Raw genomic sequence first — 15,336 nt, 5'->3', positions numbered from 1 at the left:
GGATGCGTCCACTGATGCGTTCACGGATTCCAGGCGCAGTACCGCGGGGGGCGTCCATGGCTGTTGCCATCGCGGCGGCTGAGGGGCCGGGCCCTTGTTGCTCCGCTGGCCCGAGGCCGGGGACAGCCCGTGGGCGGTGCGGGCGGTCGGAAGATTCAACAGGCGCTCGGTGAATCGGGTCTGGGGTCGGGATCCAGCAGTCGGGCGTTGTCGGGACGCCCTGCGTACGAAGCACCCGATACGTTGCGGTGGACGCGCGGGAGGGGAGTGGGGGTGAACATGGAGACCTTTGATCCATGAGACCACCTCATGGTTGCCAGGCTCAGTTGTCAGCGGGCATCCCTGGTTCCACCGGTCGCCCGATTTTCGTCCGGCGCCTCCACGGGCCTGGCGGGCGGGTCAGTGCTTGCCGCTCTCGGCACCCGCCGTCTCCACCAGCAGCTGCCTGAAGCGCTCCACCGCCTCGACCTGCGTTTCGGGCAGGTGCCAGACGCTCATCGGGCCGAGCCCCAGATCGACGGCGTGCGGCAGGATCACGACCACCTCCTGCTTCGCAGCGGTCATGGCCATGTCGTGCGGCATGACGGCGACCAGCGGCATCTCGCGCATCAGGCTCAAGGCGAGCATCGCGTCGCCGCTCTCGATCAGGTCGGCGGGCGGCGCGAGGCCCATCTCCTGCCAGAGCCGGTCCATCAGCATCCGCGTGCGCGTGCCCGGCAGCTGCCAGATCCAGCGCTGGTGGCTCAGCACTTCCCAGCTCAGCTTGGGCGTGCGCGCCAGCGGATGCTGCGCGCTCATCGTCAGCACTTCGGGTTGCGGCAGCAGCGACACGCGCGCCAGTCCGAGCGGCTCGTCCTGCGGCATCGCGCGGGCGACGACCAGGTCCAGCGTCCCCGCCTGCAGTTCCGCGAACAGCGAGCGCAACGCATGCGTGCGCACGCTCAGCGTGACGCCGGGGTTCTCGCGCTTCATCGCCGTGATGGCTACCGGCAGCAGGCGCGCGAGCGATGCGTTGGTCGCCCCGATGCGCACCTCGCCGGACGCGCCGCGCACCATCGTGGCGACGTCGCCCGCGGCGCGTTGCAGGTCGGCATCGAGCTTGCGCGCCAGCGTCAGCAGACGACGCCCCAGCGGCGTGGGCTGCATGTTGCGTCCGCGCCGCAGGAACAGGGTTTGTCCCAGCCCTTGCTCCAGCTCCGCCAGCGTCTTGCTCACCGCGGGCTGCGTCACATGCAGCTGATCGGCGGCAGCGCTGATGCTGCCGGTGTCGTTGAGGGCCAGCAGCACCCGTGCGTGGCGCAGCGACATGCGTCGGATGACGAAGTGTTCGGCGGCCTCGGGCGACGTCGATGACGCATTCATAACCAAAGTTTCACAAGTCCATCACAAAGCATCATGGCCCGAAGACGCCCCTCCTTACCGTGACCCCGTCTCCCCCGAGTCCCGTCACAGGAGTGTTCTTTCATGGTCCGTCGAATTTCCCGTCCGCAGCGCCTGCTTCCGGTGCAGCCCTTGCAGCTTGCGGCTGCCATCGCCCTCGCGCTCGCCAGCCAGGCCCACGCCCAGCAGGCCCCCCGCCGCCGCCGCATCGGCCGCGGCCACGTCCCCTTCGGCGGATGACTCGAAGAAGCTGGAGCGCGTCGAGATCACCGGCACGCTGATCAAGCGCACCGACAAGGAGACGCCGTCGGTCGTCCAAAGTATCACGCGCGAAGACATCCGCAACTCCGGATATGCCAACGTCGAGGAGCTGCTGCGTGCGAACTCCGCCGTCGACCTGGGCTCGATCGGCGACGGCGCCGCGTCGGGCTTCGTCGGCGGCCTGTCGACGATCTCGCTGCGCGGCTTCGGCTCGCAAGGCACGCTGATCCTGATCAACGGCCGCCGCACCGCGCCGGTCGCGGCGGTGGACGTGAACTTCGGCCGCGGCACGATGATCAACGTCAACACCATCCCCAAGGAGGCGATCGAACGCATCGACATCCTGAAGGACGGCGCCTCGGCGATGTACGGCTCGGACGCGATGGCCGGCGTCATCAACTACATCCTGCGCAAGGACTACCAGGGCATCGAGGGCAGCGCCTCCTACGGCGCCAACGACCAGGGCGTCGGCGCGACGAAGAACGGCGCGATCACCTTCGGCTTCGGCAACCTGGCCACGCAGCGCTTCAACGTCTTCGGCGGCCTGGAGGTCTCCAAGCGCGACAGCGTCATGGCCAACGAGCTGAAGGACCGCGGCAACCTTGCGCTGCAGAACCAGTACCTGACGTCCAACGGCTCGCTGGCGCGCTTCACGCCGGACTCGTCGGCATCGTTCTACGGCAACTACTACCGCGTGCCGACGAGCCTGACCGGCTCCACCACGATCGGCGGCATCAGCGTCGCCAACAACAGCCTGTCGGGCGCCAACTACCTGGGCACCCGTCGGGCTGCCCGGCGGACCGGACTGTCGGCCAGGGCGTGCCGAACCGGCCCGCGGGCTTCCTGCCCACGACCGGCTCGCTGCCGACGGGACTGTGCCGCTTCAGCCTCGACGACGCGGACGAGATCGTCGCCAAGCAGGACCGCCAGAGCGGCATGGTGCGCGGCACCTTCGCGATCAACAACGACCTGACCGCGTATGCCGACCTGATGTACTCGAAGACCAAGACGACCGAGCAGCGCGTGCCGTACGCGATGACGACGTCGCTGGTGACCTCGGGCAACCCGGTGGCGACGACCTGGCCCAAGCTGGACGGCAGCTTCCTGCGTCAGAACGCGATCATCCTGCCCGTCGGCCACCCGGACAACCCGACCAACGGCACGGCGAACCAGCAGCAGGTGCAGCTGATCTACCGCTTCGAGGACCTGCCCCGGGGCGACATCAACATCCTGCGCTCCACGCGCCTGACGGCGGGCCTCGAAGGCACCGCCTTCGGCTGGGACTTCGACACCGCGATCCTGGTCAGCCAGAACAACAACGAGCGCTTCCAGGAAGGGCGCGTGCGCAGCTCGCTGCTGAACGCGGCGATCGCCAACGGCACCTACCGCTTCGGCAAGACCAATTCGCAGGAGGCGATCAACAGCGTGTCGTCGACGGCCTACAACGAGGGCAAGTCGCAGCTGGTGTCGTGGACCTGCGCGGCAGCCGCGAGCTGTTCCAGCTGCCGGGCGGCCCGGCCGCGATCGCCGTCGGTACCGAGCTGCGCAAGGAGAAGCTCGACGCCATCCCCGACGACGTCTACGGCACCGGCGACTACATCGGCCTGGTGGCCAACGGCGCCTCGGGCAGCCGCAAGTCGTATGCCGCCTTCACCGAGCTGAGCCTGCCCGTCGTGAAGCAGCTGGAGCTGCAGGCCGCGGCGCGCTACGAGCACTACGACGACTTCGGCAACAGCACCACCGGCAAGGCCGGCTTCAAGTGGACGGCGCTGCCGTCGCTGATGGTGTTCCGCGGCACGGCGGCGACGGGCTTCCGCGCGCCGGCGATCTCGCAGATCGGCAACTCGTTCGCGCTGTCCTTCCACAGCTTCCAGGAGCGCCGCGTCTTCGACAGCCTGCGCTGCGACACCAGCAACCCCAACGCCCCGGTCAGCAAGGCGCCGGTGTCGGTGAACCGCGACTGCAACGTGCTGGGCTTCAGCGCGGTGCCGTCGGGCACGACCAACCCGGGCAGCATCCCGACGGTGATCAGCGCCAACCCGAACCTGGAGCCGGAGAAGTCCAATTCGTTCACCGCCGGCATGATCTTCACGCCGAGCAAGTACGCGGACCTGGCGATCGACGGCTGGTACTTCCATCGCAAGAACGAGATCCGCTCGCAGCGCGGCGTGGACATCATGGACGACTACAACGCCAACCCGAGCTCGGGGAACGTGCAGGTCGTGCGTGATCCCAATCCCGAGACCTGGCTGCCGGGCGTGGCCAACAGCGGCCCGATCATCATGCTGGTGCGCCAGTACGGCAACAACGAGTGGACCAAGACCTCGGGCATCGACTACGACCTCAACATCCGCCTGCCGGCGATGGCGTGGGGCAAGTTCAGCATGAACGTCAACGGCACCTACACGGCGCGCTACGACCAGCTGATCCTCAAGGGCGGCGAGGTGCAGCACCAGGTCGGCACCACGGCGTCGGACATCTCCAAGACCCGCGCCAGCGCGACGTTCAAGTGGGACACCGACCGGGCGCGGGGCTGGATCCGCTTCAACCACGCGGATCCGCTGTCGAGCACGGTGTGCTCGTCGCTGACCGCGGCGCAGCGGGCCTTCCTGAGCAACCTCAACCGCTGCCGCGTGGGCCGCGACCGCACGATCGACCTGGGCGCCTCGTACAGCGGCATCAAGGGCCTGACGCTGTCGGCCAGCGTCATCAACGTCACCAACGACTACGACCGCGCCAACGGCATCCCGACCGTGTTCAGCTACTACGACAGCGGCGCGTCCAACGTGCTGGGCCGGCGCTTCAACGTCGGGGCGAGCTACGTGTTCCAGTGATCGCCGTCAACCCCCGCCCCCGTGACGGTGGCGGGGGCCATTGACGCACCGCACAACGGAAGGCAGACAATACGCGTTTTCGACTTCCGGCGGCCCGGGCGGCCGCCGCGATCCTTGTGAGTTCACATCACGCGCCCCGTTCGCCGGCCGCCCTGGCCGGCCTGACCATCGGCGCCCTCGGTGTCGTCTACGGCGACATCGGCACCAGTCCCCTCTACGCGCTCAAGGAAGTCTTCCACGGCGCGCATGTCCCCATGACGCACGACAACATCCTCGGGGTGCTGTCGCTGCTGTTCTGGACGATGACCATCGTGGTCTCGTTCAAGTACGTGCTGCTGATCCTGCGCGCCGACAACAACGGCGAGGGCGGCCTGATCGCCATGCTCGCGCTGGCCACGACGGCCGTGCGCGAGAAGCCCACGCTGCGGCGCGGGCTGATGCTGGTGGGGCTGTTCGGCACGGCGATCTTCTTCGGCGACGCGGTGATCACGCCGGCGATGACGGTGCTCTCGGCCGTCGAGGGCATCGAGGTCTACGCGCCGCAGTACCACGACGCGGTGGTGCCGATCTCGCTGGTGGTGCTGGCGGGGCTGTTCGCGGTCCAGCGTTTCGGCACCGGCGGGGTGGGCAAGGCCTTCGGGCCGGTGATGCTGGTGTGGTTCACGTCGCTGGCGCTGCTGGGCGTGCCCAAGATCATCGGCAATCCGCATGTGCTGCAGGCCATCAACCCGATGTGGGCGATCGACTTCTGCACGCACTACGGCTGGATCGCCTTCGTCGCGCTGGGCGCGGTGGTGCTGGTGGTGACCGGCGGCGAGGCGCTCTACGCCGACCTGGGCCACTTCGGCAAGCAGCCGATCCGCATCGCCTGGTACAGCTTCGTGATGCCGGCGCTGACGCTGAACTACTTCGGCCAGGGCGCGCTGCTGCTGGACCGGCCGGAGGCGATCAAGAACCCGTTCTTCCTGCTCGCGCCGAGCTGGCGGAGATCCCGCTGTTCGTGCTGGCGACGCTGGCGGCGATCGTGGCGTCGCAGGCGCTGATCACGGCGGCGTTCTCGGTGACCAAGCAGGCGGTGCAGCTGGGGCTGCTGCCGCGCATGCGCATCGTGCACACGTCGGTGCGCGACATCGGCCAGATCTACGTCCCGTTCGTCAACTGGGGGCTGTTCGCCTTCGTCGTCGTGGCGGTGGCGTTCTTCGAGTCGTCGAGCAAGCTGGCCGGCGCCTACGGCGTGGCGGTGACCATCGACATGACCATCACCACGGTCATGACCTTCTTCGTGATCCGCTTCGGCTGGAAGTACCCGCTGTGGCTGTGCGTGCTGGCGACGGGCGCATTCTTCGTCATCGACGCCACCTTCCTGGCGTCCAACCTGCTGAAGGTGCTGCACGGCGGCTGGTTCCCGCTGCTGATCGGCTTCGGCATGTTCACGCTGATGCTGACCTGGAAGCAGGGCCGCCGGCTGCTGTCGGACAAGCTGCGCGAGGACGCGATCGACCTGAAGAGCTTCCTCGAGGCGGTGTTCATCAACCCGCCGACGCGGGTGCAGGGCACCGCGGTGTTCCTGTCGGCGGAGCAGGGCACGACGCCCAACGCGCTGCTGCACAACCTCAAGCACAACAAGGTGCTGCACGAGCAGAACCTGTTCGTCAGCGTCAAGCATCACGAGGTGCCGTGGATCGGCTTCGAGAAGCGGGTCGAGGTCGAGAGCCTGGACAACGACTGCTGGCAGGTGACGCTGCACTTCGGCTTCAAGAACGAGCCCGACGTGCCGGACGCGCTCAAGCTCCTGGAGCAGCGCGGCGTGCATCTGGACGAGATGGAGACCAGCTACTTCCTGTCGCGGGACATCGTGATTCCGACGATCGGCTCGGGCATGGCGTTGTGGCGGGAGAAGCTCTTCGCGAGCATGCACCGCAACGCGGCGGCGGCGGCGGACTTCCTCCACCTGCCGGCCAACCGGATCGTGGAGCTGGGGTCGAAGGTCGAGATCTGACCCCCGCGCCATGAATCGCTGGCTGAAAGACCTGTCCCTGTCCGCCGTGGTCGCGGGCTTCGTCGCCGTGCTGGTGGGCTTCACCAGCTCGGTGGCCATCGTGTTCCACGCCGCGCAGGCGCTCGGCGCAACGTCCGCGCAGACCAGCTCCTGGATCTGGGCGCTCGGCCTGGGCATGGGACTGACCAGCCTCGGCCTGTCGCTGTGGACCCGCCAGCCGGTGCTGACCGCGTGGTCCACACCGGGGCGCGGCACTGATCGCGGGCGTCTCCGGCATCTCGATGTCCGAGGCCGTCGGCGCCTTCATCGTCTGCGGCGTGCTGATCCTGATCGCCGGCGCGACGCGCTGGTTCGAACGGATCATGGACCGCATCCCGATCGCCATCGCCTCCGCGCTGCTGGCCGGCGTGCTGGCGCGCTTCGGCCTGGACGCCGTGCTGGCCACGAAGACCGCGCCGGCAATGGTCCTGACGATGGCGCTCACCTATGTGCTGGCGCGGCGTTTCCTTCCCCGCTATGCGACGCCGCTGGTGCTGCTGGCGGGCGTGGCTGTCGCGGCCTCGCAGGGGCGGCTGCATCTCGAGGCCGTCGACTGGAGCTGGGCGATGCCGGTGTGGGTCACGCCGTCGTTTTCCGTGACCGCGCTGGTCGGCGTGGCGCTGCCGCTGTTCCTGGTGACGATGGCCTCGCAGAACCTGCCCGGCGTCGCGGCGCAGCGGGCCTCGGGCTACCAGACGCCGGTGTCGGCGAGCATCGCGGCGACCGGGTTCGCGTCCATCGTCTTCGCGCCCTTCGGCGGCTATGCGTTCAACCTGGCGGCGATCACCGCGGCGATCTGCATGGGGCGCGAAGCGCACGAGGATCCCGCCCGGCGCTACATGGCCTCGGCGATGGCGGGAGTGTTCTACCTCGCGATCGGCCTGGCGGGCGGCGCGGTCGTGGGCCTGCTGACCGCCTTCCCGCGGGAGCTGATCGCCGCCGTGGCCGGCCTGGCGCTGCTGGGCACGATCGCCGGCGGACTGTCCGCCGCGCTGAAGGACGAGCACCACCGCGACGCCGCCATCCTGACCTTCCTGGTGACGCTGTCGGGACTGAGCCTGCTGGGCATCGGGTCGGCGTTCTGGGGCGTGGTCGCCGGTGCGGTTTCTCTTTTGGTGCAACACTTCAAGGCTCGTTGAGTTCCTTGCTGAAAGCCTTGCCCATGAAACTGCTGTTCGTCGCCGATCCGCTGTCGACCTTCAACACCTACAAGGACTCCACCTTCGCGATGATGCGCGAAGCGGCCCGGCGCGGCCATGAGCTCTGGGTCTGCGAGGTGCCGGACCTGCTGTGGGTCAGCGGCGGGCGCGTGACCGCGCATGCGGCACAGCGGCTGACGCTGACGCCGGAGGCCGTCGCCAGCCAGGCCGGCACGAAGCTCGCCGTGTGGCACGCGGTCACCGCGACGCAAGACCTGGCCCTGGCCGACGTCGACGCGGTGCTGATGCGCAAGGATCCGCCGTTCGATTCGGAGTTCTTCTACGCCACGCACCTGCTGGAGCAGGCCGAGCGCGAAGGCGCGAAGGTCTTCAACAAGGCGGCCTCGCTGCGCGACCATCCGGAGAAGCTCGCGATCCTGGAGTTCCCGCAGTTCATCGCGCCGACGCTGGTGACGCGCTCGGCGGCGGCGATCCGGGCGTTCCATGCGGAGCACCAGGACATCATCCTGAAGCCGCTGGACGGCATGGGCGGCATGGGCATCTTCCGCGTCAAGGCGGATGCGCTGAACCTGGGCAGCATCATCGAGACGCTGAACAAGAACGGCGCGCAGTCGGTGATGGTGCAGCGTTTCGTGCCGGAGATCGTCAAGGGCGACAAGCGCATCCTGCTGATCGGCGGCAAGCCGGTGCCGTACTCGCTGGCGCGGATCCCGCAGGGGACCGAGGTGCGCGGCAACCTGGCCGCGGGCGGCAAGGGCGTCGCGCAGCCGCTGACCGACGACGACCGCCGCATCGCCGAGGCGCTGGCCCCGGTGCTGGCGGCGCGCGGGCTGCTGCTGGTGGGGCTGGACGTGATCGGCGACAGGATGACCGAGCTCAACGTCACCAGCCCGACCTGCTTCCAGGAAATCATGGAGCAGACGGGTTTCGACGTCGGCGCCGTGTTCATCGACGCGCTGGAAGCGGCGGTCGCCGCGGCGCGTTGAGCGCGGCGAGGATCTCCGCTCAGGTCACCGACGTGATCGTGAGCCGCACCGGGACATCGACATGACTTTCGAATTGATCAGCGAGCACGCCAGCTTCGGCGGCGTGCAGCGTTTCCATCGCCATGACTCGGCCGAGATCGGCCTGCCGATGCGCTTCGCGCTGTTCCTGCCGCCGGGTGGCGCGCGGGCGGTGAAGGGGCTGCTGGTGTTCCTGGCGGGGCTGACCTGCAGCGAAGAGACCTTCACGATGAAGGCCGGCGCGCAGCGCAAGGCGGCGGAGCTGGGACTCGCGCTGCTGATGCCGGACACGAGTCCGCGCGGCGAGGCGGTGAGCGCGGTGCCGGGCGCGACGGCGTCGTGGGACTTCGGCGTCGCGGCGGGGTTCTACCTCGATGCGACGCAGGCGCCGTGGGCGACGCACTGGCGGATGGAGAGCTACCTGATGCGGGAGCTGATCCCGCAGGTGCAGGCGTCGCTGGGACTGGACGCGACGAAGACGGGCATCGCGGGGCACTCGATGGGCGGTCACGGCGCGCTGACGCTGGCGCTGCGGCATCCGGGCGCGTTCGCGTCCGTGTCGGCGATCGCGCCGATCGCGGCGCCAAGCCGCTGCTCCTGGGGCGTGAAGGCGTTCACCGGCTACCTCGGCGAGGACCGCGACGCCTGGCCCGCGCATGACGCGAGCGCGCTGTTCCAGGCACAGGAGCGCGCGCCTTATCCGCATGGCATCCTGGTCGACCAGGGTCTGGCGGACAAGTTCCTCGTCGAGCAGCTGTATCCGGAAGCGTTGGAGTCGGCGTGCGCGTCGATCGGCCAGCCGTTGACGCTGCGCCGCCATGACGGCTACGACCACGGCTACTACTTCATCGCGACGGTGATCGACGATCACCTGGCGCATCACGCGCGGCAGCTGGCGGGCTGATTCGAGCCATGCCTGTCATGCCGCGTTCCGCCCGTCATCGTGCGCTGGTGCTCGGCGTGGCGGTTGTAATGGCCGCCGTGGCGACACGGGACGCGATGGCGGAGAGTCCGCTCCGCGCGACGGAGGGCGACAGGCGACTTGGGTCCGACCGCGTATGGGTTGCCGCTGCCTCGACCACGCCGACTGATGCTGCGAGTTGGCGGCTGCAGTCGGAGCGGCAGTTTTCCCGCGGTGAACTGACGGCCGCGGCGGAATCCGCACGGCGCGCCGCGCAGTTGGCCGACAGCGGCAACGCGAGCGATGAAGCGCTGGCCGCGCTGCTCGCAGGGGGCCGTGCACTGACCTGGTCGGGCGATGGACCGTCCGCCCGCAGCACGCTGCAGGAAGCGGTGACGCTCGGTGCGGCTCGCGGCGCAGGCAGCCCGGCGCATTTGCGGTCCCTGATCGCCTGGTGCCGCAACGGCCTGGATGGCGGCTTCGTCGACTTCCAGACCGAATGCCGGGTGCCGGCGCTGCAGGCGCTCGCACGGGCGAGCGCGGGGCCATCGGCACCCGCGTCCTTCCTGTATCTGCTGTTGGCGGAGGCTGGCGTCGCGCGGCGGGAGGCGGCCGCTGCCTCTTGGCTCACCGAAGCCATGCTGCGGCATCCGAGCTCGCCGACGGATGCGGACGAGGAGTTCAGCTATCAGTTAATGCTTGACCGAGTGTCGAGGGAAACTGGCGATGTCCGCGGCGCCTATGCCTCCGCGGAGCGAGCGGCGCGACGCGCCGAGGCCTCCGAAGAGGAACGTGGCCGCGCCTGGCTTCAGTTGGGGCAATGGCGACTGCGGGATCGTGAAGGGCCTGCGGCGGTGACGGCGCTGTCGGCGGCACAAGCTTCATTGAGCGCGGCGCACGGGCCGATGAATCTGGAGGCGATGCAGGCAACGGCCTTGCTGAGCGACGCCTATGCTCTCATCGGCGACCTGCCGCGTGCGGTGGCCCTCAGGAAGAGTCAGCTGGCGCAAATCATCCGTCAACGCGGCGAGGGTCACGCTGTCGTGGCGACGGAGCGGGCGCGACTGGCGAGGATGTTGGCCGCGAGCGATCCGGCAGAGGCGGTGGCGTTGTACGAAGCGGCGATGCCGGGACTTGAGCGTGCTTTCGGTCCCACCAGCGGCATGTTGCTGAACGAGCGGGCGTCGCAGTTCCAGGTGCAGCTCGCCGCGCGTCGCTTCGACCTGATGACGGCCACGTTGGATAAGCTGGATGCCATGAAGCTGGTCCGGCTGTCCTATGTCGGGCCGGTGGCTGACGCCGCCCGCAGGCTGATGGAGGCCGGACAACGTGAGACAGCCCGGCGTTTCGGCGGACTGGCGCTGCGTTGGATGTCGGACGCTCCCAGCGGAACGCGCGCGCCGGACGGCGTGCATGTCCTGTTGCTACTGCACGAGGTCGCCACCGCCTTGGATGATCGGTCGCAGCTCGCTGAAATCCAGGCGCTGCGGCAGCGGTACGGCGCCGGCGACACGGAACGGCCGAACGCGCGCTGAGACGCGCGGCTCGGTCCGAATGGGGACCTCTTATGCGCATCGCCTTGCTGTCCGACATCCACGGAAACCTGCTCGCGCTGGAGGCCGTCGTGGCCGATGCGCGGCGACGGGGCGTCGATCAGATCGTGAACCTGGGCGACATCCTGTCCGGGCCGCTGCAGCCGTTGGAGACGGCGCAGTACCTGATGGCGCAAGACTGGCCGACGATCGCCGGCAACCATGAGCGGCAGTTGCTCGCGATCACGGCGGAGAAGCCGGGCGGGGCGTCCGACCGCTTCGCGCGTGAGCGTCTGGGCGAGCCGGAGCTGGCGTGGCTCCGCCGGCTGCCGAAGACGATGCAGCTGACCGATGAGGTGTTCCTCTGCCACGGCACGCCGCGCAGCGACATCGAGTATTTCCTCGACACGCAGGACGGTCCGCGCTTGCGGATGGCGACCGCGTCGGAGATCGCCGATCGGCTCGGCGAGCAGGCATCCATGTTGGTCTGCTGCGGCCACACGCACGTCCCGCGCGTACTGCGCAGCGCGCGAGGACAGTGGCTGGTGAATCCCGGCAGCGTCGGACTGCAAGCGTGGGACGACGACCATCCGATCCGCTATGTCGCCGAGAACGGCTCGCCCGATGCGCGCTACGCGATCGTGGCGCGGACTGCGCAGGGCTGGATGACCGAGTCCATCAGCGTGCCGTACGACCATGAAGCGATGGGGAGCATCGCTTCCAGGAATGGGCGGGAGGATTGGGCGAGGTGGTTGAGGACGGGGTGGGCGGACGAGTGAAGGAGGGCACAGCGGGCACGGCGGGCGCTGCATTGCTGCTGGCTAGAACCTTCGAAAGATGGTTTCTGCGCTGAGGGACGCTCCGATCGTTGCAAGCTCCAACGGGGCGCCGTCCGGCATGAGCAGACTTGTCCAGATGCCGTTCGCATCCCTTCGGTGAACGGTCATCCGACGCCGATGGCAGTCGATCTGCACGTACTCCCGCAACGATGGACGTTGAAGTCGTTCTCGCAACCGTGTCACACGATCGCGCCGCCCGATCGTCCCGGAGTGTGCCTCGACGAGCAAGGCTGGCTGCGACACATCCTTGACTGCCGCGACGTCCTCCTGGTGCTCGAACATCCCGATATCAAAGAAGAACGGTTCGTCGAGATCGGTTCTTGCTTCGGGGTGGTCTACATAGTCGACTCGACGACCGCTTCCTTCAAGCAGGGCACGCAGTGCAAGCTGGATGTGAACGATCGCCTGAAGATGCCCACCCTTTGATCCATCCGTCGTCACGATTCGACCTCCGATGAATTCATGCCGAAACTCTTCGTCCTGGTCCCAATCCAGGAACTCCTTAGCCGTCAAAGCACGCTCGGGCAGGTCCAACTGATCGAACACTGTCGCGACCGGCAGATCCAGGTTCAATGAGCTGAGCGTCAATGTCCCGTCGGCTTCGATGACCTGTGTCGTCCAAGTGGCGTCCATATTGCGTCGATGCCGCTCGATGCGACGCTTGTGGACATCGATCAGCAGGATCTCCTGAACTGACTTCACGCCTCGGGCGGCGCGGGATCTGACGAAGTACCGAAGACGCGGGGTCTGAGGGAGAGAAGACCGCAGCAACCAGACGTGGCGCCCAGCAGTCTTCCGAATCTTCGACCACGAAGACATCGGGGTAGAGGACGTTTCGGTCGTCCACCTGCAGCGCTTGCCCTCGAATCAGCGTCGCGTACGCGGCATCTTTCAAATGCCGCTTGAACGCCGAGGACAGATTTGCGACAACCCGGAAGAAGGGCGGTCTGCCAGCGCGCACTGCCCTTGGAATGCCGTCGACGAGCTCATGCACGTCATCCCAGATCGGCTGCCATTCAAGGAATTCCTGCGCGTTCATGAGGCACCGAATAGACGACCACGTCGGATGGCCAGACGCTTCAATTCCTTCGCAGTGACCCGCCGACTCGTCTGAGTCTGAGCGGAGAAGTCAGCAAGGGCATGCGCGGGGTTATCCACCAAAGTCGGATGATCTTGTACTGGGTCTTCGATGCAGCTCACGCCGCATGCCATGAACTCTGCAACGCTCAGTCCGTAGACCGCGACAGATACCTTGTCGTTGCGCGTGTAGAGCCGATGGGATTGCTCGGCCGTCGTGAGAGTCGACCGGTCGACCGACAGCAGACCGTTGTCCGACTTCGAGGGCATGAAGCAGGAGCTGCAAGGGTGTCCAGCTTTCAGACCACTGGGATGGATCTGACGGAACAGGACCTCATCCGCGTTACTCAACCTCACAGCCATTCCGGACCTCCCACGGTGTCGAGCGCTTCGAGAAACTCGGCGTTCATGGAGGGATAGGGATGCGGAAACAGCTTGTGCGTGCCGTCGATCTCGAAACCGAAGATCTCCAGCGTGCCGTCGGCACTGATCTCCACTGTGAGGTCCCAAGTGCCTCGAACGTATTCCATCAGCACACCGCCGTCGGGGGATGGAAACAACTCGCCGAGCCGGATGAGCGGTGGACGCAGTGCCAGGAGTTGCCGGGTGATCTCCAGTGCCAATGCGGAGATGGGCGGCGCCCCGTCATCGTTCCAGTTGGCAGTCAGCGCGGCCAACTCGGCCAGGCGTTCTTCGACGGCCATCCATTGCGCTTCGGTCGTGTGGGATTGCTGCGGTTCGCTTTGACGCGCCGGTGGCGCGCGCGGCGGGATCGGCTTGGTGGGCATCAGGCGGTCCGAATATGCGTAGGCCATTCACCGCTCCTTGCTTGGTTGTGGAAGGAGCAGTGATTCTTCGAGGTGAGTCGCCTGACGTCTCTCACCTCAATCGGCATGAAATCCAGGCGCAGTCCCCGATCCAAGGAGACTGGGTGACCGAGATGAGCAGGGCGGTTCCGGATGCTACGGCGCGGGCGCCGGAGAGGCCTCTGGCGGCTCGTCCGCCACCGCCGTCTGGCGATGTCCCGCCGCCGCCTTGTAGCGCTTGACGAACGCATCCACCTCCGCCGGATCGATCACATCCTCCAGGCGTTCGAAGCCGTCCGGCGCGCGTTCCTCGACCATGTCGAGGATGTAGTCCAGCCCCTCCTGCCGGTTCAGCTCGACGATGCGCGCGCACATGGGCCGGCGCTCGGCCTCGTAGTGATCGAGCGCCGTCTCCACGCGTGGTTCCTCGCGGAGCGCCCGCGCGATCGCTTCGGCGTCGAGGATCGCCTGCGTCGCGCCGTTCGAGCCGATCGGGTACATCGGATGCGCCGCGTCGCCGAGCAGCGTGATGCGGCCGTGCCGCCAGCGCGGCAACGGATCGCGGTCGACCATCGGCCATTCCAGCAGCTGCGTCGCGCTGCCGATCACGCCCGGCACGTCGAGCCATGGGAAGCGCCAGCCGCCGAAGGTCGGCAGCAGATCGTCGATGGAGCCGGGCTTGTTCCAGTCCTCGCGACCCGGCGCGGTCAGGCCGCCGCCGAGGCCGTCCTCGCGCAGGCGCCGGTCGCAGATCCAGTTGATCAGCTGCAGCCCGTCCGGCCGCGGCGGTGCGATCGGATAAACGACGAACTTCGCGCGCCGGTGTCCCGCCTGCACCATCGTCCGCCCATCGAGGAAGGGCTTCGCCAGCGAGGTGCCGCGCCACATCATCATCCCGTTCCAGCGCGGTGCGCCTTCGTCGGGATGGAACTGGCGACGGATCGCGGAATGGATGCCGTCCGCCGCGATCAGCAGGTCCGCACGACGTTGCACGGGTGCACCGCTCGCGTCCGTGCCCAGCACGATGACCGCGTCCCCGTCGTTGCGCGCGCCGGTCGTGCGCCAGCCACTGACGACGCGTTCCGCGCCGAGCCGCGCCACCGCCTCGCGCCACAGCATCAACTGCAGCTCGCCGCGATGCACGCTGAATTGTGGATGGCTGTAGCCGCCGGCGAGTCCGCGGCGGTCCTCGTAGATCGTCTGGCCATGCCGGTTGGCGAAGATCAGCGCCGATGTCGGCACCGCCATCGCCTGCAGCGTCGGCATCAGCCCCAGCCCGTCGAGGACCGCCACCGCGTGCGGCAGCAGGTTGATGCCCACGCCCAGCGGCTTGAGTTCCGCCGTGGCCTCGCAGACGGTCACGCGGTGGCCGTCGCGTTGCAGCGCCAGTGCCGCGGTCAGTCCGCCGATGCCGCCGCCGGCGATCAGGATGTCGAGGGCCATGGGGATCTCCAATCGATCAGATCAGGGTAAGCGAGATAGTTGCGCTATGCAACAGTATCTA

Annotated in this window: 11 protein-coding genes and 2 pseudogenes; 8 read left to right on the top strand and 5 right to left on the bottom strand. The window is 67.7% G+C overall.

Annotation, left to right across the window (positions count from 1 at the left end; genetic code table 11):
• Nucleotides 1-399: 399 nt before the first annotated feature.
• Nucleotides 400-1,308: a LysR family transcriptional regulator gene (locus ACFJIX_RS05745; protein ID WP_377158372.1), complete on the bottom strand. Its 909-nt coding sequence runs from the start codon at nt 1,306-1,308 to the stop codon at nt 400-402.
• A gap of 211 nt (nt 1,309-1,519) precedes the next feature.
• On the opposite strand from ACFJIX_RS05745, the gene ACFJIX_RS05740 reads away from it, so the two are divergent.
• The 8 genes and pseudogenes from ACFJIX_RS05740 to ACFJIX_RS05705 all read left to right on the top strand — a co-directional run bounded on the left by ACFJIX_RS05740 (nt 1,520) and on the right by ACFJIX_RS05705 (nt 11,889).
• Entirely contained in the window at nt 1,520-2,614 is a 1,095-nt protein-coding gene (locus ACFJIX_RS05740; RefSeq protein ID WP_377158371.1) for a TonB-dependent receptor plug domain-containing protein, read from the top strand.
• Nucleotides 2,517-4,475, top strand: a complete 1,959-nt coding sequence (locus tag ACFJIX_RS05735) for a TonB-dependent receptor domain-containing protein (protein ID WP_377158369.1) — start codon at nt 2,517-2,519, stop codon at nt 4,473-4,475. The genes ACFJIX_RS05740 and ACFJIX_RS05735 overlap by 98 nt, the downstream gene beginning before the upstream one ends.
• Before the next feature lie 116 nt (nt 4,476-4,591).
• A pseudogene (locus ACFJIX_RS05730) lies at nt 4,592-6,474 on the top strand (potassium transporter Kup).
• 10 nt (nt 6,475-6,484) lie between these two features.
• Nucleotides 6,485-7,652 (top strand): annotated as a pseudogene (locus ACFJIX_RS05725) (benzoate/H(+) symporter BenE family transporter).
• Nucleotides 7,653-7,675: 23 nt separating this feature from the next.
• The gene (gene gshB / locus ACFJIX_RS05720; RefSeq protein ID WP_377158368.1) at nt 7,676-8,659 is read left to right on the top strand and encodes a glutathione synthase; all 984 of its coding nucleotides are present in this window, start codon (nt 7,676-7,678) and stop codon (nt 8,657-8,659) included.
• 61 nt (nt 8,660-8,720) lie between these two features.
• Nucleotides 8,721-9,581, top strand: a complete 861-nt coding sequence (gene fghA / locus ACFJIX_RS05715) for an S-formylglutathione hydrolase (RefSeq protein WP_377158366.1) — start codon at nt 8,721-8,723, stop codon at nt 9,579-9,581.
• Nucleotides 9,582-9,598: 17 nt separating this feature from the next.
• Nucleotides 9,599-11,113 (top strand): hypothetical protein, encoded by a 1,515-nt coding sequence (locus tag ACFJIX_RS05710; RefSeq protein ID WP_377158365.1) that lies wholly within the window; start codon nt 9,599-9,601, stop codon nt 11,111-11,113.
• A 32-nt stretch (nt 11,114-11,145) separates the two neighbouring features.
• Nucleotides 11,146-11,889, top strand: a complete 744-nt coding sequence (locus tag ACFJIX_RS05705) for a metallophosphoesterase family protein (protein ID WP_377158364.1) — start codon at nt 11,146-11,148, stop codon at nt 11,887-11,889.
• A gap of 42 nt (nt 11,890-11,931) precedes the next feature.
• Here the strand turns inward: ACFJIX_RS05705 and ACFJIX_RS05700 are convergent, their stop codons facing one another.
• The 4 genes from ACFJIX_RS05700 to ACFJIX_RS05685 all read right to left on the bottom strand — a co-directional run bounded on the left by ACFJIX_RS05700 (nt 11,932) and on the right by ACFJIX_RS05685 (nt 15,275).
• Entirely contained in the window at nt 11,932-12,651 is a 720-nt protein-coding gene (locus ACFJIX_RS05700; RefSeq protein ID WP_377158363.1) for a Uma2 family endonuclease, read from the bottom strand.
• Nucleotides 12,652-12,984: 333 nt separating this feature from the next.
• Nucleotides 12,985-13,296, bottom strand: coding sequence for a hypothetical protein (locus ACFJIX_RS05695; protein WP_377158362.1), 312 nt, complete (start codon nt 13,294-13,296; stop codon nt 12,985-12,987).
• Between the two features lie 83 nt (nt 13,297-13,379).
• Nucleotides 13,380-13,841: a hypothetical protein gene (locus ACFJIX_RS05690; RefSeq protein ID WP_377158361.1), complete on the bottom strand. Its 462-nt coding sequence runs from the start codon at nt 13,839-13,841 to the stop codon at nt 13,380-13,382.
• A 147-nt stretch (nt 13,842-13,988) separates the two neighbouring features.
• The gene (locus ACFJIX_RS05685; RefSeq protein ID WP_377158360.1) at nt 13,989-15,275 is read right to left on the bottom strand and encodes a flavin-dependent oxidoreductase; all 1,287 of its coding nucleotides are present in this window, start codon (nt 15,273-15,275) and stop codon (nt 13,989-13,991) included.
• Nucleotides 15,276-15,336 lie beyond the last annotated feature (61 nt).

The sequence above is a fragment of the Roseateles sp. UC29_93 genome, assembly GCF_042695725.1.
GTDB classification, from domain to species: domain Bacteria; phylum Pseudomonadota; class Gammaproteobacteria; order Burkholderiales; family Burkholderiaceae_C; genus Roseateles; species Roseateles noduli_A.
Note: the sequence above shows the minus strand (reverse complement) of the source record. Positions and strands in the feature narration are given on the sequence as shown.

What these genes read in the sequence shown, in the direction of transcription:
- ACFJIX_RS05695 (WP_377158362.1), bottom strand. Translation starts at nt 13,296, where the DNA reads ATGCCCTCGAAGTCGGACAACGGTCTGCTGTCGGTCGACCGGTCGACT.
- gshB (WP_377158368.1), top strand. Translation starts at nt 7,676, where the DNA reads ATGAAACTGCTGTTCGTCGCCGATCCGCTGTCGACCTTCAACACCTAC.
- ACFJIX_RS05745 (WP_377158372.1), bottom strand. Translation starts at nt 1,308, where the DNA reads ATGTCGCTGCGCCACGCACGGGTGCTGCTGGCCCTCAACGACACCGGC.
- fghA (WP_377158366.1), top strand. Translation starts at nt 8,721, where the DNA reads ATGACTTTCGAATTGATCAGCGAGCACGCCAGCTTCGGCGGCGTGCAG.
- ACFJIX_RS05690 (WP_377158361.1), bottom strand. Translation starts at nt 13,841, where the DNA reads ATGGCCTACGCATATTCGGACCGCCTGATGCCCACCAAGCCGATCCCG.
- ACFJIX_RS05685 (WP_377158360.1), bottom strand. Translation starts at nt 15,275, where the DNA reads ATGGCCCTCGACATCCTGATCGCCGGCGGCGGCATCGGCGGACTGACC.
- ACFJIX_RS05705 (WP_377158364.1), top strand. Translation starts at nt 11,146, where the DNA reads ATGCGCATCGCCTTGCTGTCCGACATCCACGGAAACCTGCTCGCGCTG.
- ACFJIX_RS05710 (WP_377158365.1), top strand. Translation starts at nt 9,599, where the DNA reads ATGCCGCGTTCCGCCCGTCATCGTGCGCTGGTGCTCGGCGTGGCGGTT.